Source organism: Acinetobacter legionensis (assembly GCF_057165765.1).
Map to the genome: position 1 here is coordinate 3,481,337 of NZ_CM169896.1, position 24,429 is coordinate 3,505,765.

Here is a 24,429-nt window from a genome sequence, read left to right on the forward strand (position 1 = left end):
TCTGGCATGAAACAATCAAAGAGAAGACGCTTAGTCGCTTCTCTCATCGAAAACGATTGATAAAATTGCTGATGCCGACAAGTGATTTACCAATAATTCTCTACAGCAATATTACCTTCACCCCGACGATTCATCGTTAAACCACGGGATTTTAATGCGGCTTTGGTGTCATCCACCATTTGTGGGTTTCCACATAGCATGACATGAGTGGTATCTGCATTGAATTTTAAATCAGCGGCTTTTTCCAATTCACCATTTTCAATCAAAATTGGTAAGCGATCATGCAAGGTGGCATTGGGATCACGCGTAACAATCGGGATAAATTTAAAACCTGTATGTCCCTCCCCAAAAAGCTGGGCAATCTCTTGGATCCGATCGACATAAGCCAATTCAGATTCAGTTCTTACGCTATACACCAAGTTGATTTTTTCGTACTTTGACCAAGTTTCAAAATCTTGTAGCATCGAAATAAAAGGCGCTAAACCTGTGCCCGTTGCCAACAACCACAAATCTTTAGGCAACGGCAATTGATAACGTGCTAAAGTTAAGAATCCATAGGGGATTTTTTCCAAATAAAGCTCATCACCGACTTGTAAATGCTGTAAATTGGAGGTAAATGCACCATCAGGAACAACGATTGAAAAAAATTCGAGTGTTTCATCAAACGGGGATGAAACCACGGAATATGCCCTTACCACCAATTCATCACCCACTTTTAAACCAATGCGAGCAAATTGCCCAGCGGTAAACTTAAAATGAGCAGGTCGAGTCATGGTGAAACTGAAAAGTGTATTGGTCCAACGCTGAACAGACAAAACCTTTTCTATGCTAAATTTTTCAATTGACATGATTTCTTCGTGGCATGAAACATAGTCCTCATGGTAGCATGACTATATAATCTATGAATATTAAAATGTTAAGGCTCTACTTATGCGAATGACTTTACGCCAGTTGGCGGTTTTTGTTGCTGTCGCTCAAGAAGGCACCGTGACTAAAGCAAGTGATGCGGTTCGGTTGACTCAAAGTGCGGCAAGTATGGCTTTGGCAGATTTAGAAGATGGGCTGGGAGCCCCCCTTTTCGATCGTCTTGGTAAGCGCTTACAGCTCAATGATCTTGGTCGCTTCTTACTTCCCCAAGCTTTAGAAATTTTAGGCCGCTGTGAAGCTTTTGAACAAGCAGCCAAAGGCGAATTACAAAGTATTGATTTACGCATTGGTGCAACACTGACTATCAGTGATTATTTAATGCCCGACTTAATGGCAAACTTTTTACAAGTTCAACCTCAAGCACATTTGCAACTCCAAGTTGGCAATACCCGTCAAATGATTGAAGCCGTCAACCAATTCCAACTGGATTTAGCATTGATTGAAGGTTCATGCTTCTTACCACAACTTCAATGTATTCACTGGCGAGATGACGAACTTGCGGTATGTTGTTCACCTAATCATCCACTTGCAAATTTACATCGTGAATTAAAACAGTCTGACTTTCAACATGTTGAATGGATTTTGCGTGAAGAAGGTTCTGGCACACGTGAAGTTTTTGACAATGCCATTCTAAAAGACCTAGAAGATGCCAATATCCGCTTAACTTTGGGTCATAATGAAGCGATTTTAAAAATTGTCGCAGGTGGTTTAGGAATGTCATGTATTTCTAAATTAGCCATTCAGCCTTTGCTGGACAAAGGGCAATTGGTAATTTTAAAGACTCCTTTTTGGCAACTTGCACGTCCTTTGTACATGCTTGTACATCGTCAAAAGTACCAAGGTCCTGGTTTAAGAGCCTTCTTAAAATTCTGTGAACACGGATAAAACTAAAGCTCCTCTTGGAGCTTTTATATAATTTTTAGCTTAATAAAGTTATTTACCAAATTGTCTTTCGCATGGCTGACCATCATGATCGCCATCCATTTGCGTATTAGGACAATTTTTAATAAAAAATACAGCTTCATCATAGGATGTCATTTGACTGCAATGTGTCCGCCCATCACATTGATAAGGCGATTTTACCATTGATGATGTCGCTACAGTTGCGTTAGATTGCACTGTTACCTGAGCATGTTCAGTCCTTACTAGGTTATGATCACCATTTATTAAAGCATTTTGCGATTTTTCACTAAACTTTACTGGTTTGACATAACCAATTTCTTTGCGTTGTTGCTCAATAATTTGTTGCTGCTGGTGTTCTAACAAGGTAAGTTTATTATGCTGTTCATCCTGATAGGTTTGGTATTGATTCCATGTCGCAAAACTAAAATAAACGAAGCCAAAAACAATCACTAAAATTACCACAGACATAAAACCAAATTTCTGTCCTTCACTTTTACTTCGTCTTAATATATTTTTTTGCTTATCAATATTGATGTTTTTATTTTTTAATTCATTACTCATCGCTACATCCAAACGAATCATTTGATGTGCTTTTAATGTTCCTTGCTCATTGATAATTACATACTTTATAGTTTCCCCTTTTTTCGGTTGACCACCTAGTTTTGGAAAATCAGCGATGTAGAATACGACAGATTGCGCTGAATTATGATCCAATAAAAGTCCGTAACCTTTATCATGATGATATTCAATGATTTGCCCCAAATAAAACATAAAACTTCTCTTTTAAAATAAGTTTGAACCACAATAAATTCAACTCGTTTCAGATGTTTAGTGTGAATATGCCTTGCGTTTTTGCTGTTTAATCTTGTCCTTTTGTTGTTGTTGATATTGTTGAAATCTCATTTCAGTTTCGATTTTGTACTGCCTATAACGATCTTTTGCATACATTACAGAACTTACCCCAATGGATATCACTACAGCAACGGTCACCACCCAAGAATTCAATGCTAGACGTTTTTCAAGTCTAATTTTCTTTATAGGCTGTTTGCGTTTTGAGTATAAAAATTTAACTTTTAACTTTTGAATTAAACTTTGGATCGCATTTAAACGCATATTTTTTTCAAGCAACTGCTGATTCATTTGCCTATCAAAATATAAATCTTGTTCTTTAAAACATTGCCCCTCTACCAACATCTCTACAGGCTTAACCAACTCTTGTTTCTTAGAGTCCCCCGCAATTTCAATATTTTGATACGCCTCTCCCAAATCAGAAAGCATAACCTCACAAATTCCTTCAGTGGTTTTAATGTTATTAACTGTATGAATTTCGTCTTCGGATTCAGTATTTTGGATAACTTTAATAGAAAGGTCAACTTGTGTTTGCGCTACAGGCTCAATTTGATTGTTTTGGTATAAATTTATGCTACCTTCTTCTATCATAGGATTACTAATTAGAGTTTGTATGGGCTCGACAAAGATTACTTGTTGCTCCTCTACAACTAAGTCAATAGCTGGAATAGCTTCTACTGAAACCAATTGCTCTGTTTGAGTTTGTGTTTTGATATTAGCTAAATCGTTATCAGCTACCAATCTTCTCTTTTTAAGCGCTTTTCGAATAGTTCTAATTTGTTCATAGCCATTTTCTGAATGGAGACGCGTATTAGGTAACTTATTTTGATCGTTCTCATAATTTTTATAATCAAACCGCACAATAAATTTAGCTAAGGTTGCACCATATTGTTCTAAAACAACACACTTAATCCGCTCGCCAATTTGAGGAAGAATGGATTGATTTGAAAAATCTTCTAATTTAAAAACAACTTGTTGATGATTATCATTTAATTCAATTAGACCTTGCCCTAAATCATTATCGAAAAAGGTTACTGTCCCTTTTCTGAACATTTTTTATTCTCTTATAATTAAAAAAGGAGGCCCCTATAGCCTCCTTTGATCATACTAAATTTTAATCTTTTTGCACACTGCCAAAAATTTTATCACCAGCATCTCCTAGACCTGGCACGATATATCCCTGTTCATTTAAACCTTGATCAATTGAAGCAGTAAAAATCGTCACATCTGGGTGAGCTGCTTCCACACGTTTAATGCCTTCAGGTGCTGCAACTAACACCATAACACGGATATCTTTACAACCACTTGCTTTCAACACATCAATCGCAGCAACCAAAGATGAACCAGTTGCCAACATCGGGTCAATAATCATAGCTAAACGATTTTGTACATCTGGAACCAATTTTTTATAATAAGTACGTGCTTCCAAGGTTTCTTCATCCCGTTCTAAACCGAGAACTGAAACTTTTGCACTTGGAATAAGATTTAAAAAACCTTCTAACATGCCAATACCAGCACGTAAAATTGGCACTACAGTGATTTTTTTACCCGCAATTCTGTCCACTGTGACTTTACCGTTCCAACCATCAATTTCGTGATCACACACAGGTAAATCTTTGGTTGCTTCATAAGTTAAAAGCATAGTTACTTCTTGAGCAAGTTCACGGAAATTCTTAGTACTAATGTCAGCACGGCGTAATAAACCTAATTTATGACGAATAAGTGGATGACGAATTTCTTGAATAGACACGGGAGGACACCTAAAAGGATAAAAGTAAATTTCCATTATTATAAATGTTTTTTATATCTGAGATAAGAAAAGCCCTCAATGAATGAGGGCTTTTTTTGTTAATAGCAGGATTTTATTGCGATTAGTGTTGCTGGCTCATCAAGAAATGTAAAGGAGATAAAATTTCTGATTTCAACGCCAAGCTGATGATTGGATCTGGATAAACACCAATGATCAATACCAAAGCAGCAGCACCGAGCACCATAAGACCACCCACTTTTTGTCCCCAGTGATCAACAGCATCAATACGAGGATTATCTGGTGGCGTCATATACATCACGATCATCACACGTAAGTAGTAATACAAACCAATACCACTACCCACCACTACCATAGCAGCCAAGAACCAATGTTCTGTGGTTACAGCAGCAATCACCACCATAAACTTACCAATGAAACCAGCGGTTAATGGAATCCCTGCAAGAGAAAGCATCATCACTGTTAATGTCGCAGTCAGTACTGGACGACGCCAGAATAAACCACGGTAATCCGCAAGAGACTCAGCTTCATCAACATTGTTATATGGGCTCGACATTAACGCGACAGCACCAAAAGCACCAATCGTAGTTAAGGTATAAGTCACCACATAGACGCTTACGCTGCCTAAACTTGCATAACCTAAACTAATCAAAGCAATCAATAAATAACCAAAATGGGCGATTGATGAATAACCTAAAATTCGTTTTAAGTTGACTTGGCGTAATGCAAGAAAGTTCCCGACTAAAATCGAAAGCACAGCGATCACTGTTAATACAGTCACGATAGACGGTACAAGAATGAAACCTGAACTTAAAATAAAGCGTACTAATAAACCAATCGTTGCGACTTTAGCAACAGTTGCAAGATAAGTAGCGATTGGCGCAGGCGCACCTTGATAAACATCTGGTGTCCATTTATGAAATGGCGCCAATGATAATTTAAACGCAATCGCAATCACGATTAATCCTGAACCCAACAAAATCATTGGTTGAGCAAGGAAACCTTTTAACTGTTCAATAAAGTCAGCCAAAGATGCAATTTGTTGCACTTGTGCTAACTGATTTCCATACAAACCTGGGAAGTCAGTAAATGACAATGTACCTGTATAAGCATAAACGTATGCCATACCCATCAACAAAATTGCTGAAGCGGTTGCAGAAAGTACCAAATACTTTACGCCAGCTTCTAGCGATTTTCCACGCTGATGCGTATATGCCAATAAGCCATACACAGGAATTGACAAAAGCTCCAAACTAATAAAGAACGACGCATAGTGAGAACTTGCCACCATTAACATTGCCCCTGTTACAGAGATCAACATCAAGATATAAAGCTCTTCACGATTATCTTTATAAGTTTCAATATAAGCGTGAGATAACGTACAGCATGCGAGTGCAGCAACTACTGCAATAAATTGATAAAACAATGTAAATGGATCAACCACAAACATGTTCATCACATTTGATGGTGCAAATGAACCACCAAACATCATGAATAAAATATCAATTGCAGCAAGGTTTAAACCCACCACCGATGCAGTCGCAATCAAATTATGATTACGCTTGATCGAGGTTAGGATCATCACCACTACAGCGGTTAAAGCAACAATAAAAACTGGCGCTAAAGGCATGAGACCCGAAAATGACATAGTGAAGTTCATGACTATTGGATCTCCACATTTTGTTGAGATACGACTTGTTGTGCCGCATCAACAACTTCTTGAACTGGAATATAGCTATTTGATAACCACGCCATACTTGAGTGAGAAATATCAAGGAAGCTTTGTGGATATACACCTAACCATAATAAGCCAAATGCACAGATCAATAGAATTACTGTTTCACGTACATTCAAGTCTTTTAATGGACTTTCATAATGCTTTTTCTGTTCTTCATTTGGCGTACCAAATAAAGCTTTGTGGATCAGAATCAAGCCATAAAGACCAGCAAAGACCAAGCTAATAGCAGCAATGATGGTAAATGTTGGGAACTTAGCGAATGAACCCATCAAGATCAGGAATTCACCAATAAAGTTACCTAAACCTGGAATGCCCACAAGTGCAGAGACAAAGAACATCAAGAAGAATGGTAAATACTGGAATTGACCACGAATACCACCCATCAAACGTAAGTCACGGGTATGTAAGCGTTCATACACTTGACCACACATAATGAACAATGCAGCAGATGACAAGCCATGTGCCAACATCATGATCATTAAGCCTTGGAATGTCAGAATATTACCGGCATAAAGTGCAAGTAATACGAAACCCATATGCGAAATAGAAGTATAAGCAAGCAGGCGTTTCATATCTGTTTGCTGGAAAGCACACCAAGCGCCGTAGAAAATACCAATCAAACCTAAAATAATCGCAATATCGGCAAATTGTGCAGATGCTGCTGGGAAGAATGGCAATACAAAGCGCAATAAACCGTACGCAGCAGTTTTAATCAAGATCCCCGCTAAGTCTACAGAACCTGCTGTAGGTGCTTGTGCATGGGCATCTGGTAACCAACCGTGTAATGGGAATACTGGCAACTTGACTGCAAAACCAATAAAGAAACAGATCATCAACGCATAGGCAATATGTGGTGCCTGAGCATCTAAAGTATTTGCAACAGCAAGTAAGTAGTTATAGTCGAAGCTAATCGTACCTGACATCTGAGAACCATAAACCACTAAGCCTAAGATACCGATGAGCATGATTAAGCCAGCGACTTGGGTGTAGATAAAGAACTTGGTTGCAGCATAAACACGTGATTTACCGTCTGCGCCTTTATGACCCCAAAGTGCGATCAAGAAGTAGATAGGGACCAGCATCATCTCCCAGAAGAAGAAGAACAAGAACATATCAATTGCAAGGAAAACCCCGATTACCCCACCCAAAGACCATAAAAGGTTTAAATGGAAGAAGCCGACATTCTTTTGAATTTCACCCCATGAACAACCCACTGCAAGTACACCCAGTAATGCAGTCAAGCCCACCATCAGCAATGAAAGACCATCTACAGCCAAATGAATGTTAATACCGAGTGATTTAATCCAAGGTAAATAAAATTCTGCTGCCCAAGTTGGAGTCTTCGCCCCCAACTCATAGCTAAAGCCACCTTGTTTCCACAAAATCAGTGTTAAGCCCAATGTAACGAGCATACCGACTAATGCGATATAACGTGGCAAATGTTTATCAAGTTTATCGACCAACCAACACACGAAACCTGCAATAAAAGGTACAAGAATCAGTGCGGGTAAAATCCAATTGTTTGTGATTTCCATCTTATTTCCCCACTACCTGAATCACGATCAAGATCATCAGCAATACCACCACACCGAGTGACATACTTGATGCATATTCACGTAATGAACCTGTTTGACGGGTACTTGTAAATTTATTTCCACTATTTACGATTGCAGGTAATAACAGCCATAAACCATCAACTGGGTCACGACCTAAAATTTTCGCAATGAGTAAATAAGGTTGAACAAAAACAAGGTTGTATAAAGAATCGAAACCAAATGCATTACGGCAGATATTTGCAAGTCCAGCACCAAATGAAGTGGCTGCAAAACCTTGCACCGCTTTATAAGCGAAAGCAAATAACACCACACCTACAGCTAAACCGACCAATGCGATACCGACTGCAAGGTGTTCTGCACCATGCATCCCTTCTTCAATCGCTTGAGAAACTTCAAATGCTGGGATATGTGCTGCATTTAAAATGTTCATCACTGGCGCTTTTAAGAAGTAAGCCAAACCTGTTGAAAGAACAGCCAAGATACCTAAAGGCGCCCAATACGTTGCACCTTTGATTTCGTGATAATGTGTTTTTTCTTCACCAAAGAATACAACCCAAATTAAACGGAATGTATAAATCGAAGTTAAGAATGCACCCGCAACACCCACCCAATACAATGAGTTATACAATGCCACAGATTGACCTTGCGCCCAAACAGCACCCAAGATTGCATCTTTAGAGAAGAAGCCGATCGTAATAAATGGAATTGCAGCAAGTGCACCACCACCAATCGCGAAGCAAGCAAATAAGAATTTGTTTTTGTAGAACAAGCCACCCATTTTAAAGATGTTTTGTTCATGATGGTAAGCCAAGATCACTGCACCCGAAGACAAGAACAATAATGCCTTAAAGAATGCATGTGCAAGCATATGGAACAGACCTGCTTGATACGCTTCTGCACCCACAGCCATAAACATATAACCGAGCTGACTCATGGTAGAGTAAGCCAGAATACGTTTGATATCTGTTTGAACCAAAGCCGCAAAGCCAGCAACCAACAATGTTACAGCACCTGTAATCGAAATGAACTGCATCACTTCTGGTGTCATTTCAAATACAGAGAACATACGGCAACATAAGTAGATACCAGCGGTAACCATTGTTGCAGCATGGATCAATGCAGATACTGGTGTCGGACCAGCCATTGCATCTGCCAACCATGTTTGTAATGGGATTTGCGCAGATTTACCAGCTGCACCCAAGAACAACATCAATGACGTGATCAATGCCAAGTTATGATCAAGTGCCAGAACTTGTGAAGCATTGGCAACAATCGTGCCGATGTGTAAAGTACCAAATTGTTGGTAAAGCAAGAACAAAGCGATCAGTAAGAATACATCACCAACACGCGTTACTGTAAATGCTTTAATTGCCGCAAAACCATTTGCAGGGTTTTGGTAGTAATAACCAATCAACAGGTAAGAACACAGACCTACGCCTTCCCAACCTAAGAATAACAACGCTAAGTTGTCACCCAATACAAGCACCAACATGCTTGCAACGAATAAGTTGAAGTATGAGAAGAAACGTGCGAAGTCTTCTTCACCACGCATGTACCAAGTTGCAAAGATGTGAATCAGGAAACCTACACCTGTCACCATGCCCATCATTAATAATGACAAGCCGTCAAGATGCAAACTTACACCCGGTGCAAAACCGCCTACATTGAACCAAGTCCATAAATGCTGTGCTTGCGCAACTGAACCCTGCTTAACAAAGTCCATGCCTGCAATCAATGCAAATAAAGCAGAAAGGCCAACAGAACCCGCACCAATAATTGCTGCTACATTTTCAGGAAGTTTATTACGTCCTGCCGCTAAAAGTGCAAAGCCAATCAGCGGAAATAAAATCGTTAAATATAAATAACTCATCCGCGCATCTCACTAGCAGCATCTACATCCAGATGATGGAAGCGATGATAGAACTGGAGGACGATCGCTAGACCGATACAAGCCTCTGCCGCAGCAAGTGTGAGGATCAAAATAAACATAATTTGACCATCAGGTTGTGCCCATGCACTTCCTGCCACAACGAATGCCAATGCTGCTGCATTCATCATGATCTCAAGGCTCATTAACATAAATAATAGGTTGCGTCGCACCATTACACCGTAAAAACCCAGTGCAAAAAGGATAGTTGCGACGATCAAACCATGTTCTAAAGGAATGTTGCCCATTACTGTTTATCCTCTGCTGCACTCGGTTCACGTTTGCCTAAGTGGAATGCTGCAACCAATGCTGCAAGCAATAACATTGCGGCAACTTCAACCAATAATAAATAGTGGGTAAAGAGTGCTTGACCAATTGCTTTAGGTCCAATCACTTGAGTTCCAAGTACTGCACCAGATTGCGTGTAGTCTGAACCTAATACCCAAACCAAACATAAGCCGATTAAGAAGCTCATGAGTGCTGGATAAGCCCAAGCATCTGAAGTCAACCATTTACGCTCTTGATCAACTGTATGTTGACCAAGGTTGAGCATCATTACTACGAATACGAACAACACCATGATCGCGCCCGCATAAACAATCACTTCAAGTGCAGCTGCAAATGGTGCACCAATGATTAAGAAGATCCCTGCAACAGCAAGTAAAGAAACGATCAAACTTAATAAAGCATGTACTGGATTGGTGTTGGTCACAACACGAATCGTCGAAACAATGGCCACAAGAGCCATTAAATAAAATGGCCACATCATGGTAATAAGCTCCGTACATCTACAGGCGCACTTTCACGTTGCGCTTGACCTTTTTCTTTACCATCAATTGCCATACCACTTACACGGTAGAAATTGTAGTCTGGGTATTTACCTGGTCCTGAAATGAGTAAGTTTTCTTTCTCATAAACAAGATCCTGACGGACATATTCGCCTAACTCAAAATCTGGTGTTAACTGAATGGCAGTTGTTGGACATGCTTCTTCACACATACCGCAGAAAATGCAGCGTGAGAAGTTAATGCGGAAAAATTCTGGATACCAACGTCCATCATCTTTTTCAGCTTTCTGCAATGAAATACAACCAACAGGACATGCAACCGCACATAAGTTACACGCAACACAACGCTCTTCACCGTCTGGGTCACGTGTTAATACGATACGACCACGATAGCGTGGAGGTACGATTTGTTCGGCTGGCACTTCTGGATATAAAATCGTATCGCGTTTGCGTGTGACATGGCTAAACACCATCCACAACGAACGAACAATTGATCCTACGCCAGCTAGAATTTTATACATTTTGTACTCCCTGCTGTCCTAGGCCTGATTCATCAGAATCACAGCACCAGTCACCAAAAGGTTGACCAATGCAAGTGGTAAACACACTTTCCAACCAAAATTCATAACTTGGTCATAACGTGGACGCATTAAAGAACCACGTGCCAAGACAAACATCATTACAAAGAATGCTGTTTTCGCAATGAACCAGAACGCATCTGGAATGAATGGAATATTTAAATTAAATGGTGCTAACCAACCGCCAAAGAATAAAGTCACGATCAGTGCAGAAATTAGAATGATGTTGACGTATTCAGCAACGAAGAACATCCCCCATTTCATACCACCATATTCGACATGGTAACCTTCTGCCAATTCTTGTTCAGCTTCTGGTTGGTCAAATGGATGACGATGCGTTACCGCAACACCCGCAACCACGAAGATCATGAAACCAATGAATTGTGGAATCACAAACCATACATCACGTTGTGCTTCTACGATTTCACGCAAGTTAAATGAACCCGCAATTGCCACCACACCCATCAATGAAATCCCTAAAAAGACTTCATAAGAAATGGTTTGTGCTGCTGAACGTAGACCACCTAATAGTGCATATTTGTTGTTGGATGCCCAACCACCAAATAACACCGCATATACTGCAATACCTGCCATTGCCATAAAAAACAATAGACCGATACTCATGTCTGAAACACCTAAGTAAGGTGAAACAGGAATAACCATGAATGACAGTACTGCAGTCGCCATTGCTACTGCTGGTGCTAAACGGAAGGTTAACTTATCTACAAACTTTGGTGTCCAGTCTTCTTTGAACATGATTTTCAACATGTCAGCAACGATCTGGAACATCCCGCCAGGACCAACACGGTTTGGTCCATAACGGTCTTGCCATAAACCCAGCAAACGACGCTCAATAAATGACATCAAAGCGGCCAGTAAAACCACAACCAACAAAATTACGATGGCTTGAATCACTGAATAAGCGATTGGCCAGTCTTGTGCCCATGTCGGTAGTGCGCGTAAAGATTCATTCATGATTACACTCCTACCGTTACAGATACAGGTTCAGCAAGTGAAACTGTTGGTGCTTGGCCGACTGGATAACCGATATAACCTGTTGGTAAATATTCAATTACATGCACAGGAAGACTAATCGTCGTTTCGCCTGCTTTAACTGTCAGTTGTTGACCATCTTGAACATTTAAACGTGCTGCATCTTGCTCGCCCACGGCAAAAGTCGCTTCTGGAATACGCGATTCCATCACCGGCGTTTTAATCGTAAATTCACCTGAAGCGAAAATATGATGCATTGGAACTAGACGGAAACTCTCTGGATTTGCCACAACCGCAGTTGGCGCCACATAGCTACGTGCAGGACGTTTTACTAAGCGATCAAATAAACGGACGCCTGAATCACCACCTTTAAGGTGACCACCCACTTCATCCTGGTATTTATTCCAAGCTTGTGGTGAGTTCCAACCCGGTGCCCATGCAAATGGAACCAATGACGATGCATTTTGCGGTCCAACATAACCTTCCATAGAGAATGTTAATGCGGAATCGACATCGACAGGTTGTTTCGGTTCATGTACGTTTAATGGTGCACGCATTGCAGTACGACCTGAATAACGACGTGGTTCACGAGCAATTTTCAAGCCATGAACACGGTAACCCGCATCAGGTGCAACATCTTGAATTGCTTCAAGAACTGGAACATTTTTGACCACAGACTCAATTACATCATCAAGCAATGTCCATGAGATCGCTTTACCTTTCACACCCGTTTCAATGGCATGTAACCAGCGCCAAGATTCTTTGATGGCATATTCTGGTTTGTAATAGCTTGGGTCATAAACTTGATAGAAGCGTTGCGCACGACCTTCTTGGCTGACCACTGTCCCATCGCCTTCTGCAAAGCTTGCAGCAGACAAGACGACATCAGCCGCTTTTACGGTTTCAGTTTCAGAGTGATCAAGCACAATCACGCTTTGCGCTTTGTCTAGAGCAGCCTGAACTTGTACAGCAGGTAAACGGCGGAACAAATCATTTTCAACGATAATGATTGACTCATAATCTTGAGCAAATGCTTGTTCTAGGCTTAAACCACCAAACAAAGCCATACCCATTGAGTTCACTTCTGGAACTGTCAAGGTTAAGCCGGCATTTCCACCTAGGTTTTGTGCAACTTGTGCAGCAGCTTCCATGATGGCAGCATCTTGTAAGCTCGTACCCGAGATGATTAATGGTTTTTTTGCAGCTTTTAACGTATCCGCAATGGTTTGTGCAAATGCTTTAGCATCATCATCTAAACCAAGAATCGCATCACCGTTTACACCGGCAGCAATCGCAAAACCTAAACGTGCAATATCATTTGGAGAAGCAACAACTTCACCCTCAGCAATATCAGCTAAACGTGTTTGTGTTGCAGCCAAGATATAGATTGGAGAATTTGCATCCTGACCAATACGTTTTACCGGTTCAGCTAACCAATCTTGGGTACGGCGGTCTGCAGCCATTTGTTTGGCTTTATTTTTCGCAGCTTGGCGAACAGACAATGCCATACGTGGTGCAGTTTGTGTTAAGTCTTCACCCAAGATCAAGACTGCATCATAGCTTTCGATTTCACGCATACTCGGGTTGTAAACGCCCTCAGCTTGCATAATCGATGCAGCAAGTTCAACCAAGCTCTGTTCTTTTTGAGAAAGACCTGTTGAATAATTTTCTTGGCCAACCAACTCACGCAACGCGTAGTTTGATTCTAATGATGCACGTGGAGAACCAATACCCAAGACTTTTTTGCCTTGAACATTTTCAATCACTGAATCCAGTGCCACATCAACAGAAACAGTTTTAACTTCTGTTGCAGCACGGAATTGCGGCTGACGTGGACGATCTTCACGGTTCACATAACCCGTACCAAAACGACCTTTATCGCAAAGGAAATATTGGTTAACGTCACCATTGAAACGGTTTTCTACACGACGTAATTCGCCATAACGCTCACCCGGAGAGATGTTACAACCAGAAGAACAGCCTTGGCATACGCTAGGCGCATACTGCATGTCCCACTTACGGTTATAACGTGCCGAATGAGTTTTATCGGTAAATACACCTGTTGGGCACACTTCAGTCAAGTTACCAGAGAACTCAGACTCTAAAGTGCCTGATTCTGGACGACCGAAGTAGACACGTGATGCATTGGCATAAACACCAAAGTCTGTACCACCGGCATAATCGTTGTAGTAACGAACACAACGGTAACATGCGATACAACGGTTCATCTCATGTGCAATGAAAGAACCCAACTCTTGGTTGTGATGCGTACGTTTGGTAAAACGATAACGACGACGATCATGTTGCGTCATTACTGTCATATCTTGTAAATGACAGTGACCACCCTCTTCACAGACTGGACAGTCGTGTGGGTGGTTGGTCATTAAGAATTCCACAATCGATTCACGGAAATCTTTTGCTTCTTTGTCTTCAATCGAAATAAAGGTATTGTCAGATGCAGGAGTCATACATGACATTACTAAGCGACCACGAGTATCTTCTGGATTCGCATATTGAGTAACAGCACATTGACGGCAAGAACCGACAGAACCTAAAGCTGGATGCCAACAAAAATATGGGATGTCGATGCCAAGACTCAAACATGCTTGTAGCAAGTTTTCCGAGCCATTGACTTCATACGATTTTCCATCGACATGAATTGTAGCCATAGTCGAATTCCTTAAACTTGTTCTACGTGGCTGGCTTGGGCTACAGGACGATCTGTCACTTTAGCTTCAAACTCGCTACGGAAATATTTGAGTGCACCCATCAATGGTTCCATCGCACCTGGTGCGTGAGCACAGAATGTTTTACCAATCCACAATTTGCGAGTCAGTTCTTGAAGATGTTGAATGTCTTCCATCTTCCCTTCACCTTTCTCAATTGCGACAAGTGCTTTGACCGCCCAAGGTAAACCATCACGGCATGGCGTACAGAATCCACATGATTCACGTGCAAAGAATTCTTCTAAGTTACGCGTTGCAGAAACCATACACTGGGTTTCATCAACGACCATTAACAAACATGTACCTAGACGAGAACCTGCTTTCATAATGCTTTCTGAATCCATTGGAAGATCAATGTGTTCAGCAGCCAAGAAGTCAGTCGATGCCCCACCCGGTAACCATGCTTTCAGTTTAAGACCATCGCGCATACCGCCAGCATAGTCTTCAATCACTTCACGTGCAGTCGTACCAAACGGTAATTCCCAAAGACCAGGGAAAGTCACTTTACCTGATGCACCATAAATTTTAGTGCCTGGATCTTTAGATTTACCCGCAGACAAACCGATATACCACTCAGGCCCACGCAACATAATTGCTGGTAAGTTGTTATAGGTTTCTACGTTGTTTACGATAGTCGGACGGCCCCATGCACCTGCAACTTGTGGGAATGGCGGCTTAGTACGTGGGTTTGCACGACGACCTTCGAGTGAGTTAATCAATGCAGTTTCTTCACCACAGATATAACGACCCGCGCCGGTATGCACATGCAGGTCAAAATTCCAACCTGTGCCTAAGATGTTGTCACCCAAATAACCTTTAGCACGCACTTGTTCTAAAGCTTCATTTAAGTATTGTGCAGCTTCAATGTATTCACCGCGAATGAAGATATAACCCTGAGTCGCTTCGAGGGTATAACCTGCAATCAACATCCCTTCGATCAATTGATGTGGAAGTTTTTCCATCAATAAACGGTCTTTGAATGTTCCCGGTTCCATTTCATCGGCATTACAGATTAGGTAACGAGGACCACCATCATTGGGTGCCATCAATGACCATTTAATCCCTGCTGGGAAACCTGCACCACCACGACCTTTTACAGTCGCTGCTTTAATGACTTCAAGAACGTCTTTAGGTGGCATAGAAAGCGCTTTTTTAAAGCCTGCATAGCCTTCTAAAGCTTCATAGTCATCAGCACTACGAACAAATTCCTGTTTACTCAAACGCCATGTTAATGGATGAGTTTCAGGGTTTCCTTCGCCATAAATTGGTCTTGGTTCGGTATTCATACATACTTCTCCAATAACTGTTTCACAGAAGTCACTTCAACCAAACCGTGTGTATCTTCATCAATCATCAGGGTTGGACCTTTGTCACAGTTCCCTAGACAGCAGATCGGCAATAAAGTAAAACGACCATCAGCTGTCGTTTGACCAAATTGGATACCCAGTTCACGTTGGAAAGCTTCTGCTAAAGTTTCCGCACCCATCAAGAAACATGCAATCGAATCACATAATAAAATTACGTGACGACCTACAGGCTGACGGTATATACGGTTATAGAATGTTGCAACACCTTCTAAATCCGCAGTTGTAATTGTCAATAATTGAGCAATTGCATGTAACTGCGCGTCATCCACCCAACCATTACGGCGCTGTACACACTTTAAAGCATCCAAAGACGCTGCGCGTGGGTATGGGTAGTGACCCATGTGATGTTCAATTTCATGGATTTCTTCGCTAGTCAGAATCCCTTCAACATTCACACGTGGCTTTTTATCAGTCAAAATCATCATAATGCGTTTACCCCTTAGCGATCCACGTCAGCCATAACGACGTCAATTGTCGCTAAATAAATGATCAAGTCAGATACAAGACTGCCGTTAATCACGGAAGGAATTTGCTGCAAGTGGGTAAAAGTAGGTGTACGAATACGTGTACGGTAACTCATCGTTGACTTATCTGAAGTCAAGTAATAGTTAGATGCACCTTTCACCACTTCTGCCATTACAGAGGCTTCACCAGCTGGCATTACAGGACCCCATGACACGCTCAAGAAATGCGTAATCAAAGTTTCAATATCTTGTAAAGTCTTATCTTTTGGTGGTGGAACTGCCAATGGATGATCCGCTTTATAAGGACCAGAAGGCATATTATCCAAACACTGTTTGACGATTTTTAATGACTCTTCAATTTCGCGATAGTGAACCATCACACGTGCGTAAGCATCGCCTTCATACTCTAACGGCACTTCAAAGTCGTAATTTTCATAACCACTGTATGGACGATATTTACGAACATCAAAATCAATACCTGTTGCGCGTAAACCTGTACCTGTTACACCCCAAGCCAATGCCGATTTAGCATCGTATTGCGCAACATTACGGGTACGCCCCACAAATACTGAGTTTTTCAGCGCAGCAGTATGATATTCCTTCAAACGTTTTGGCATCCATTCGAGAATTTCACGAATCAGTTTTTGCCAGTTGTTTGGAAGGTCATGTGCTGTCCCGCCAATACGGAACCATGCTGGGTGCATACGGAAACCTGTGATCGCTTCAATTGCGTCATAGATTTTTTGACGATCCGCAAACATATAGAATACTGGTGTCATACCACCAGCATCCTGAATCGCAGTACCGATATACAATAAATGGTTATTGATACGGAATAATTCAGACATCATGACACGGATACATTGTGCACGATCAGGAACGGTAATCCCTGCAAGTTGTTCAACACCCATGACATAAGGCATGTTTTGCGCACAACCACCTAAGTAGTCAACGCGGTCTGTATATGGAATAAATGAATGCCAAGTTTGACGTTCAGCCATCTTTTCCACACCACGGTGGTGATAGCCAATATCAGGCACACAATCTTTCACTTCTTCGCCATCAAGCTGCAAAATCACACGGAATGCACCATGCGCAGATGGATGGTTAGGACCTAAGTTCAAGAACATAAAGTCTTCATCCGCGTTACCGCGTGTTAGACCCCAATCTTCTGGAACGAAACGAAGATGTTCTTGTTCGAAATCTTGTTTAGCCTTGTCTTGCATATACGGTGTATATTCAGTCGCACGTGCAGAATATTCTTTACGCAGTGGATGACCTTCCCAATAGGTTGGCAACAAGATACGACGAAGCATTGGATGCCCTTCGAAATTGATCCCAAACATATCGTAAGCTTCACGCTCGTACCAATTGGCATTTGGCCAAATATTGGTCGCCGTTGGAACGTTAATATCGTTCTCACTCAACGCCACTTTGATACGAATATCACTATTACGTTCTAATGAAAGTAAGTGATAGAACACTGTGAAATCAGATGCAGGTAAACCATCACGGTTGTTACGCAAACGTTCATCGACCGCAGATAAGTCAAACAGCATCACATAAGGACGTGGTACTTTACGCAAGTACATTAGAACTTCTTGTACACGTGCGCGCTCAACCCAGACCGTCGGAAAATCTTCAAACGTCGGTTGCACGTAAAAGTTCTCGCCAAATTTGGCTTTGAGATCTTCTACAATTGCAAATGCTGGGCGGGAATCAACTGGAGTCGATTCTGGCATAGCAATTTCAGTTTCAGCCATTGGCTTGGCTTCCTATTTAATACAAATTCTGTCAAATTCCCTGATGACCATATCCATCAGATATGTCAAATATTCATCAGAAAAAATTACTCAATTTCATCCATAGAGCGTAAGTTTTTCACTGCAATACGTTCAGCGTTCTTACGGTCGCGTTCTGGCATCATCTTTGGCTTATACACTGGCTGAAGATCATCACCGATTACCGCAGAGAGCGGACGACGTTCTAATTGAATTTGGTCTTGCAATAACATCAAGGCTTGAATCAATGCTTCTGGACGTGGTGGGCAACCTGGAACGTACACGTCAACAGGAATGATTTTATCCACACCTTGTACAACAGAATAGATGTCGTACATACCACCAGAGTTTGCACAAGCACCCATTGAAATCACCCATTTAGGCTCAAGCATTTGTTCATACAAACGTTGAATTACAGGCGCCATTTTAACAAAGCAAGTCCCTGCAACAATCATCAAATCTGCCTGACGTGGCGAAGCACGAATAACCTCGGCACCAAAGCGTGACAAGTCATGCACACCGGTTAACGTGGTTGCATATTCAACGTAGCAGCAAGATGTACCAAAGTTAAAAGGCCATATTGAGTTTTTACGGCCCCAGTTTACAGCTGTGTGTACCACATCCTCTAAGCGAGTCATGAACACATTTTTATTCACTTCTTCTTCAAGTGGATCTGTCACAATTTGACGATCTTGAAGCGGATATTGTTCAGCTTCTGGATTCGCACGGGTTAAAGTATATTTCATTCCCGAGTTACTCCTTGTTCAGAGACATGGTCGGTGTTTTATCTTTCACACGACCAGAAGATTGAGCTGGAATAGTTCCTGTAGGATCCATCACCAACTCTTCAATTGAATTGAAGCGAGTAATTTCTGCAAGGTCCATATTTGGTGAACCAATTTTAGGTTTAATCCCTGCGATTTTACGTTTATCTGAAGGTGACCAGTTCAATGCACCTGTAGATAATTCATAAATCAAACCAACGAGTAAAACTAAAATAAATACAGCTGCAGCTGAAAACCCAACCCAACCTACTTCACGTACAGATGTCGCCCATGCATATAAATAGAGGGCTTCCAAATCGAATACAACAAAGAAGATTGCAACAAGGTAGAACTTCGCAGACAAGCGGATACGTGCACCACCAGCACTAACCACACCTGATTCAAATTGCTCTTGCTTCGCACGTCCCCATGATTTACCCCCAAGGAGCAAAGGAACGGTGAGCATAAAGACACATAAAAATGTCACGCCGATCACGAAGGCAATGATTGCCCAATCGTATGGAGTAATGGCACTCATGCGGGGATAACTCCTGGCAGGCCTATTATTTAACAAAGAATGTATGTATTGGCCTTGCAAATACACCAAACACAAAATAAATCTGGTCAATTGTACCCGATTGATGTCATCTGTTGCTAGTTAATAGCTCTAAGTCTTTCGGATGATTTTTTAGACAAAAACCATATTTTTTCCTGATTCACAGCGATACAGCGCTGACTTATCGTTTTATTAAATTTCTATCCCTATTCTTATTAGTTTTTCCGAAGTTTATTTTTTAATCATGAATTAAAAATGACAAATCAGTAGCTTAATCCGATTCAGCCCAAGTAAAAGCCATGATTTATGCATGTATTTCTGCGATTTAATTGGCTAATTTCTACAAATATAAGGATTTACCATCTAAAATATTTTGTTACATTCTATGTGGTAAAATAGTCACATTAGATCAATCAAGTGATAAAAATTATCTTATTGTGATAATTTTTAAATATTACAAAGTTATTTATAATTTTTTATACTTCACTATTATCAAAACCAACTTATTTCAATGAAATAAGCCGCTTTAAACCATCCAACGCCAAATGCCCAATGCCTACTTTTGACCTACCTTGTGCCCTCTTATGATTTTCTGATTTGAATTTTCAAAACAGTCAGCACTGTCGATCATGTCATTTTTCGCATATACAACAAACCCAAGTTTTCCAAAACTAAAGCCATTTGAAAGGTGAATAACTTATCGTCGCTTAAATCAGTAAATTGTATATTTAGCACCCAATTACAGAAAAAGGTGTTCGTTGTCGCAAACTTAGACGAATTGTCTACAGAGCCTATACACATTGAACCACTTTTATGTATATGCTATTCAATATGAACAACTTTAAATCAAAAATTTAGGGGTAAAACAAGATGGAATTCAGCAGCAAGCCAAACTATTTTTTATTTGCACAATTACTGATTCGTCATATTGAAAATTATGTCAAAAAACACGTTGATGCACAAAATGCCATTTTTGATCTAAGAGATGTGTATGAGCTTTTCCGCCAAGATCTTGCCGCAACCACGACAAATCTAGAAGGGATTTTAAATATCGCGGATGAATATCGTATTGACACCATTCAAGGTGATCAAAAAATCATTAGCAGTTATAAAATTGACGCTGAACAAAACAGCTTATTGATTGATTTTAATCATGATGCATTACAAGCATTGCGAGACAGCAAGCCAATCATTGCGCCTGATGCAACGCTTCAACAATAGGATCTAGACTGAGCAACAGCCAGACATAAAAAACCACTGAAAATTTTCGGTGGTTTTTTTATTGAGTTTAACAATAGATTTTTTATATAGTCAGCCTGTCAAAAAACTCAAGCACTAGAATAGAATTTCTATTAATTAATATTTTCTAAATAAATCAATTACATAAAAAATTGTTTGATTATAAAAAAGCTTGCAATACCTCATATTACATTCAAAGTTTAAATACCTTTGCGTAGGGGATGCCAAACCTTACGCAACAAACAAAGCAGTGCTTTGTTTTTGCTCATAAGCAAGGGGTTCGTCCTATACCCCCGTATTCCTCGGCACAAGGAGAGACATCCATGTCGCCACACGATAGAACAACCCTCTATGATTCAAAAGTACAGCAAACCAATTGATAACCAATAGTTTCTAAAAGTATATACAAAAACATAAGCTTCATTTCTGATCAATCAGCCGATAAAAATCACTGGTATAAATAATTAGGTGGTTTAACTATAAATCAAAAATAATTATAGGAAATTAAATCATATTGAAAGCCCCATCCCTTCCTCTGAATAAAGGAAAGGATGAAAGTGGTTTTATCTTAAATGATGGCTTTAAAGATGACTGATAAAATAAATCGAATGGATCTTAATCATATATTTTAATGGCACGATTTAACGTCTAAACTTTTTTCTTTTTAAAGCGCTCTACCGGCCAAGACATGGTAAATCTTGCACCACCCAAATCTGAGCTTTGATCGACTTCAATCGTCCCACCAAACCAATACGCAATACGACTCACAATTGAAAGTCCTAAACCATAACCACCTGAAGCACGGGTACGGCTATCATCTAAACGTGCAAATGCCTCAAATACACGTTTACGGTCTTCCTCTGGAATCCCAGGGCCATCATCTTCCACACAGACATAAGCCATACTAGTCTGGTGATTAACACCACCACTAATATTGACCTGATGATCACAATAACGTATCGCATTCCCCACCAAGTTTTGTACAACTCGATGTAAATAACGACGTTCTGCATCGACAATCACATCAGATGAAAGTGGGTTGAGGTGGATAATCTTTTGGGTTTTTAATGCTTCTGTTTCTACTGCAACTTGCTTTAATACATCAATCAACACAATTTTTTCAAAATCTAAAGAAGGTGTACCTTGCTCTAATTTCGCATAAGTCATGATTTCATCAATCAGTGTATTTAACGCTTCGATGTCTTTATCAATCATCTCGACCTGTTGCAAACGATACTCATGGTCATCTTCGTCTGCCAGCATTTCCATACCAAAACGGATTCGCGCTACAGGTGTACGTAACTCATGCGATACGGCACGCATTAACTCACGCTGTGCTTCAATCAAACGCTGTATATGATCAGACATGCTGTTATAACTGGTGGCCAGACTTGCCATCTCATCATAACCTTCAACAGGTACACGTTGCGACATATCCCCTGTTCTCATCACATCCAAGGCTTCATTCACCTGTTTCAACTTGCGTTGCATTGGCACAATCAAGCCATAAACCCCCAAACACAGCAAGAACATACTCAACAATGTTATTCCAGCAGCCAATTTAACAGGCATCCAGTTAAACATTGGAACAGGTCCCAGCACCAAGACATCTGTAGGCGAATTTGGCAATGGAGAAACAATCGAAATGGTTGTACCACGTACAGTTGCACTGTCACGCCATAAAATTACACTTTGATCTGATCTTAAACGTCCAATTTGCTCTGAATCGAGATTGAGCTGAGAAATCTTTTCAACACCTACATGATAGGAAAAATGTTGTTGAATTTTTTTAAGATATTCTTGTTCTTGACCGGGATAATAAACCAAATAATCCAGAATGAACACAGGAAGCGCCTTCATTTGGCGTTCGCCGATTTGGTCGACTTTGATATATAAATAATGCTTTGGATCGTTTCTGATCCCTAAAACTAGATAAGCAATCCCTTGTTCTGCATCATAACGCACCACCGCTTTTTGATTTTCTATGCGTTTTTCTTCAGTACGAGATAAATCAACCTTTCTTGCTTCGAGATAATAAATGGGAAGCTCTAACAAATCAGAAGCATCTGAAATCCAATCTAGACGCTGCTGCTCAGTTTGCTGACGTGCCACACCCTCACTAATCACAAATGAAATTCCATCTGTGAGAGACTCACGATATTCCTGCGCACGTTGATAATTAATTATTTGGACAAGTAAATATCCAAACAAGGCAACCAACACAACAAGAATGACTAATCCTGCATAGATGCGCAAAAATATACTGTGTTTAGACACGCAAACTAACCTTCTTTATGCTTGTCCGGTGATGGACAAGCATCTTGGATGACCGACCCATCGTTTATAGACCAGTCTCTTTAACAAACAAATAACCTTTACTACGTACAGTTTTAATACGTTTCGGGTTTTCAGGATCATCACCAATTTTTGGACGAATACGTGAAATACGTACGTCAATCGAACGGTCTTGACCATCATATTCAATACCACGGAGACGTTCAAAGATGTCTTCACGCGATAAGATACGGCCTGCATTGGATGCCAACAACCAAAGTAGATCATATTCAGCACTGGTGAAGTCAACCAACTCACCATTGAGTGTCACTGAACGACCGCCATTGTCGATCACAAGATCGTCAAATTCAATACGTTGTGCAACTTCATCTTCAGGCGCTTTATCTGTACGACGTAATAGCGCACGGATACGCGCAAGCAGTACACGCGGTTGAACAGGTTTTGCAACGTAGTCATCTGCACCCATTTCTAGACCAAGAACTTGGTCCATATCTTCGGTACGTGCAGTCAACATCAAAATCGGTTGATGATAATGTGGACGAACTTCACGACAAACGGTTAAACCATCTGCACCCGGCAACATCACATCCAATACAACCAAGTCTGGTTGTTCAGCAATAATGCGGCGAATCGCACGGTTACCATCTGGTTCTACCCCAACTTCTAATCCATTACGAATTAAGTATTCCTGAGTTAAGCGAGCTAGGCGCTCGTCATCTTCAACAATCAGAATCTTTGGTAACTTTTCTTCTTGGCTCATCTATTTGCCCCTATATTTGATTTTGGAGTCTGCTACAAAGCTCGCAGATTCAACACACTATGTTTTGCAATATACACACGTTTACAATGTAAACAAGACCTCATTCACCAAACTGATACATGAGCGTATCAATTTGTTATATTTTTATTAACTATTGAATTGTAGGCAGTTTTATAAACTCAATACACATCATTTGTAAATTTCTCTAAGACAATCAATAGCTGGACTAATTTTTATACAAAATATTTCATTGTTCATATTCTGTCTCATCAGTTTATCGTTTTTTTAGTTATCCACACACTTATCTATAAGCACTCTACTGAGTCTTTGCTATGCTATGTGCTTGTCTCATAAGGCATATAACAAAAATGACACTTTGAGGCAAAAAGATGCAAATAAAAATTTACTTTTCACGGATAAAATATTCTTGAAATGTCAATATTGATCTACC

General features: G+C 40.5%; 21 protein-coding genes. 2 read left to right on the forward strand and 19 right to left on the reverse strand.

Annotated elements, in window-relative coordinates; genetic code table 11:
- Nucleotides 1-86: 86 nt before the first annotated feature.
- The gene (locus AC2G3J_RS15795) at nucleotides 87-848 is read right to left on the reverse strand and encodes a ferredoxin--NADP reductase (RefSeq protein WP_419359191.1); all 762 of its coding nucleotides are present in this window, start codon (nucleotides 846-848) and stop codon (nucleotides 87-89) included.
- Nucleotides 849-930: 82 nt separating this feature from the next.
- Here AC2G3J_RS15795 and gigC point away from each other — a divergent pair, with 82 nt between their 5' ends.
- Nucleotides 931-1,812: a LysR family transcriptional regulator GigC gene (gene gigC / locus AC2G3J_RS15800; RefSeq protein WP_336952945.1), complete on the forward strand. Its 882-nt coding sequence runs from the start codon at nucleotides 931-933 to the stop codon at nucleotides 1,810-1,812.
- 48 nt (nucleotides 1,813-1,860) lie between these two features.
- Here the strand turns inward: gigC and AC2G3J_RS15805 are convergent, their stop codons facing one another.
- The 16 genes from AC2G3J_RS15805 to AC2G3J_RS15880 form a co-directional block, all read right to left on the reverse strand.
- The gene (locus tag AC2G3J_RS15805) at nucleotides 1,861-2,601 is read right to left on the reverse strand and encodes an excalibur calcium-binding domain-containing protein (protein ID WP_336952946.1); all 741 of its coding nucleotides are present in this window, start codon (nucleotides 2,599-2,601) and stop codon (nucleotides 1,861-1,863) included.
- Between the two features lie 57 nt (nucleotides 2,602-2,658).
- A complete protein-coding gene (locus tag AC2G3J_RS15810) occupies nucleotides 2,659-3,732 on the reverse strand; it encodes a hypothetical protein (RefSeq protein WP_483770255.1) in 1,074 nt (357 codons plus the stop codon).
- Nucleotides 3,733-3,793: 61 nt separating this feature from the next.
- Nucleotides 3,794-4,429, reverse strand: coding sequence for a uracil phosphoribosyltransferase (gene upp, locus AC2G3J_RS15815; RefSeq protein WP_004722821.1), 636 nt, complete (start codon nucleotides 4,427-4,429; stop codon nucleotides 3,794-3,796).
- 121 nt (nucleotides 4,430-4,550) lie between these two features.
- Entirely contained in the window at nucleotides 4,551-6,107 is a 1,557-nt protein-coding gene (gene nuoN / locus AC2G3J_RS15820) for an NADH-quinone oxidoreductase subunit NuoN (RefSeq protein ID WP_336952948.1), read from the reverse strand.
- A 2-nt stretch (nucleotides 6,108-6,109) separates the two neighbouring features.
- A complete protein-coding gene (gene nuoM, locus AC2G3J_RS15825; protein ID WP_336952990.1) occupies nucleotides 6,110-7,714 on the reverse strand; it encodes an NADH-quinone oxidoreductase subunit M in 1,605 nt (534 codons plus the stop codon).
- 7 nt (nucleotides 7,715-7,721) lie between these two features.
- Complete coding sequence (nuoL, locus tag AC2G3J_RS15830; RefSeq protein ID WP_336952950.1) at nucleotides 7,722-9,611, reverse strand: NADH-quinone oxidoreductase subunit L; 1,890 nt, start codon at nucleotides 9,609-9,611, stop codon at nucleotides 7,722-7,724.
- Nucleotides 9,608-9,916 carry an NADH-quinone oxidoreductase subunit NuoK gene (nuoK, locus tag AC2G3J_RS15835; protein ID WP_004722831.1) on the reverse strand — a complete coding sequence of 103 codons (309 nt, stop codon included), beginning with the start codon at nucleotides 9,914-9,916 and terminating at the stop codon, nucleotides 9,608-9,610. The genes nuoL and nuoK overlap by 4 nt, the downstream gene beginning before the upstream one ends.
- Entirely contained in the window at nucleotides 9,916-10,434 is a 519-nt protein-coding gene (gene nuoJ, locus AC2G3J_RS15840) for an NADH-quinone oxidoreductase subunit J (protein ID WP_336952992.1), read from the reverse strand. The genes nuoK and nuoJ overlap by 1 nt, the downstream gene beginning before the upstream one ends.
- Nucleotides 10,434-10,976 carry an NADH-quinone oxidoreductase subunit NuoI gene (gene nuoI, locus AC2G3J_RS15845; RefSeq protein ID WP_004722835.1) on the reverse strand — a complete coding sequence of 181 codons (543 nt, stop codon included), beginning with the start codon at nucleotides 10,974-10,976 and terminating at the stop codon, nucleotides 10,434-10,436. The genes nuoJ and nuoI overlap by 1 nt, the downstream gene beginning before the upstream one ends.
- Nucleotides 10,977-10,994: 18 nt before the next feature.
- Nucleotides 10,995-12,008, reverse strand: a complete 1,014-nt coding sequence (nuoH, locus tag AC2G3J_RS15850; protein ID WP_336952951.1) for an NADH-quinone oxidoreductase subunit NuoH — start codon at nucleotides 12,006-12,008, stop codon at nucleotides 10,995-10,997.
- 2 nt (nucleotides 12,009-12,010) lie between these two features.
- The gene (nuoG, locus tag AC2G3J_RS15855; RefSeq protein ID WP_419359183.1) at nucleotides 12,011-14,695 is read right to left on the reverse strand and encodes an NADH-quinone oxidoreductase subunit NuoG; all 2,685 of its coding nucleotides are present in this window, start codon (nucleotides 14,693-14,695) and stop codon (nucleotides 12,011-12,013) included.
- Between the two features lie 11 nt (nucleotides 14,696-14,706).
- Nucleotides 14,707-16,038, reverse strand: coding sequence for an NADH-quinone oxidoreductase subunit NuoF (gene nuoF, locus AC2G3J_RS15860; RefSeq protein ID WP_004722838.1), 1,332 nt, complete (start codon nucleotides 16,036-16,038; stop codon nucleotides 14,707-14,709).
- Nucleotides 16,035-16,544, reverse strand: a complete 510-nt coding sequence (gene nuoE, locus AC2G3J_RS15865) for an NADH-quinone oxidoreductase subunit NuoE (RefSeq protein WP_004722839.1) — start codon at nucleotides 16,542-16,544, stop codon at nucleotides 16,035-16,037. The genes nuoF and nuoE overlap by 4 nt, the downstream gene beginning before the upstream one ends.
- A 14-nt stretch (nucleotides 16,545-16,558) precedes the next feature.
- Nucleotides 16,559-18,346 (reverse strand): NADH-quinone oxidoreductase subunit C/D, encoded by a 1,788-nt coding sequence (gene nuoC, locus AC2G3J_RS15870; RefSeq protein WP_336952953.1) that lies wholly within the window; start codon nucleotides 18,344-18,346, stop codon nucleotides 16,559-16,561.
- A gap of 86 nt (nucleotides 18,347-18,432) precedes the next feature.
- Entirely contained in the window at nucleotides 18,433-19,110 is a 678-nt protein-coding gene (locus AC2G3J_RS15875) for a NuoB/complex I 20 kDa subunit family protein (RefSeq protein WP_004722842.1), read from the reverse strand.
- A 7-nt stretch (nucleotides 19,111-19,117) separates the two neighbouring features.
- Nucleotides 19,118-19,666, reverse strand: coding sequence for an NADH-quinone oxidoreductase subunit A (locus AC2G3J_RS15880; RefSeq protein ID WP_004722844.1), 549 nt, complete (start codon nucleotides 19,664-19,666; stop codon nucleotides 19,118-19,120).
- A gap of 888 nt (nucleotides 19,667-20,554) precedes the next feature.
- On the opposite strand from AC2G3J_RS15880, the gene AC2G3J_RS15885 reads away from it, so the two are divergent.
- Entirely contained in the window at nucleotides 20,555-20,905 is a 351-nt protein-coding gene (locus tag AC2G3J_RS15885) for a hypothetical protein (RefSeq protein ID WP_336952954.1), read from the forward strand.
- Nucleotides 20,906-21,571: 666 nt separating this feature from the next.
- Here the strand turns inward: AC2G3J_RS15885 and bfmS are convergent.
- Together bfmS and bfmR are read right to left on the reverse strand one after the other, a co-directional pair.
- Entirely contained in the window at nucleotides 21,572-23,200 is a 1,629-nt protein-coding gene (gene bfmS, locus AC2G3J_RS15890; protein WP_336952955.1) for a sensor histidine kinase BfmS, read from the reverse strand.
- A gap of 64 nt (nucleotides 23,201-23,264) precedes the next feature.
- Nucleotides 23,265-23,978, reverse strand: coding sequence for a response regulator transcription factor BfmR (gene bfmR / locus AC2G3J_RS15895; protein WP_004722855.1), 714 nt, complete (start codon nucleotides 23,976-23,978; stop codon nucleotides 23,265-23,267).
- Nucleotides 23,979-24,429: the final 451 nt, after the last annotated feature.

Bases quoted from the DNA above. Each gene is read 5' to 3' on its own strand.
- nuoL (WP_336952950.1), bottom strand. From the start codon at position 9,611: ATGAGTTATTTATATTTAACGATTTTATTTCCGCTGATTGGCTTTGCA.
- AC2G3J_RS15880 (WP_004722844.1), bottom strand. From the start codon at position 19,666: ATGAGTGCCATTACTCCATACGATTGGGCAATCATTGCCTTCGTGATC.
- nuoK (WP_004722831.1), bottom strand. From the start codon at position 9,916: ATGGGCAACATTCCTTTAGAACATGGTTTGATCGTCGCAACTATCCTT.
- nuoJ (WP_336952992.1), bottom strand. From the start codon at position 10,434: ATGTGGCCATTTTATTTAATGGCTCTTGTGGCCATTGTTTCGACGATT.
- gigC (WP_336952945.1), top strand. From the start codon at position 931: ATGCGAATGACTTTACGCCAGTTGGCGGTTTTTGTTGCTGTCGCTCAA.
- nuoH (WP_336952951.1), bottom strand. From the start codon at position 12,008: ATGAATGAATCTTTACGCGCACTACCGACATGGGCACAAGACTGGCCA.
- AC2G3J_RS15805 (WP_336952946.1), bottom strand. From the start codon at position 2,601: ATGTTTTATTTGGGGCAAATCATTGAATATCATCATGATAAAGGTTAC.
- nuoN (WP_336952948.1), bottom strand. From the start codon at position 6,107: ATGAACTTCACTATGTCATTTTCGGGTCTCATGCCTTTAGCGCCAGTT.
- nuoE (WP_004722839.1), bottom strand. From the start codon at position 16,544: ATGATGATTTTGACTGATAAAAAGCCACGTGTGAATGTTGAAGGGATT.
- nuoI (WP_004722835.1), bottom strand. From the start codon at position 10,976: ATGTATAAAATTCTAGCTGGCGTAGGATCAATTGTTCGTTCGTTGTGG.
- nuoF (WP_004722838.1), bottom strand. From the start codon at position 16,038: ATGAATACCGAACCAAGACCAATTTATGGCGAAGGAAACCCTGAAACT.
- bfmR (WP_004722855.1), bottom strand. From the start codon at position 23,978: ATGAGCCAAGAAGAAAAGTTACCAAAGATTCTGATTGTTGAAGATGAC.
- AC2G3J_RS15885 (WP_336952954.1), top strand. From the start codon at position 20,555: ATGGAATTCAGCAGCAAGCCAAACTATTTTTTATTTGCACAATTACTG.
- nuoC (WP_336952953.1), bottom strand. From the start codon at position 18,346: ATGGCTGAAACTGAAATTGCTATGCCAGAATCGACTCCAGTTGATTCC.
- AC2G3J_RS15875 (WP_004722842.1), bottom strand. From the start codon at position 19,110: ATGAAATATACTTTAACCCGTGCGAATCCAGAAGCTGAACAATATCCG.
- AC2G3J_RS15810 (WP_483770255.1), bottom strand. From the start codon at position 3,732: ATGTTCAGAAAAGGGACAGTAACCTTTTTCGATAATGATTTAGGGCAA.
- nuoG (WP_419359183.1), bottom strand. From the start codon at position 14,695: ATGGCTACAATTCATGTCGATGGAAAATCGTATGAAGTCAATGGCTCG.
- AC2G3J_RS15795 (WP_419359191.1), bottom strand. From the start codon at position 848: ATGTCAATTGAAAAATTTAGCATAGAAAAGGTTTTGTCTGTTCAGCGT.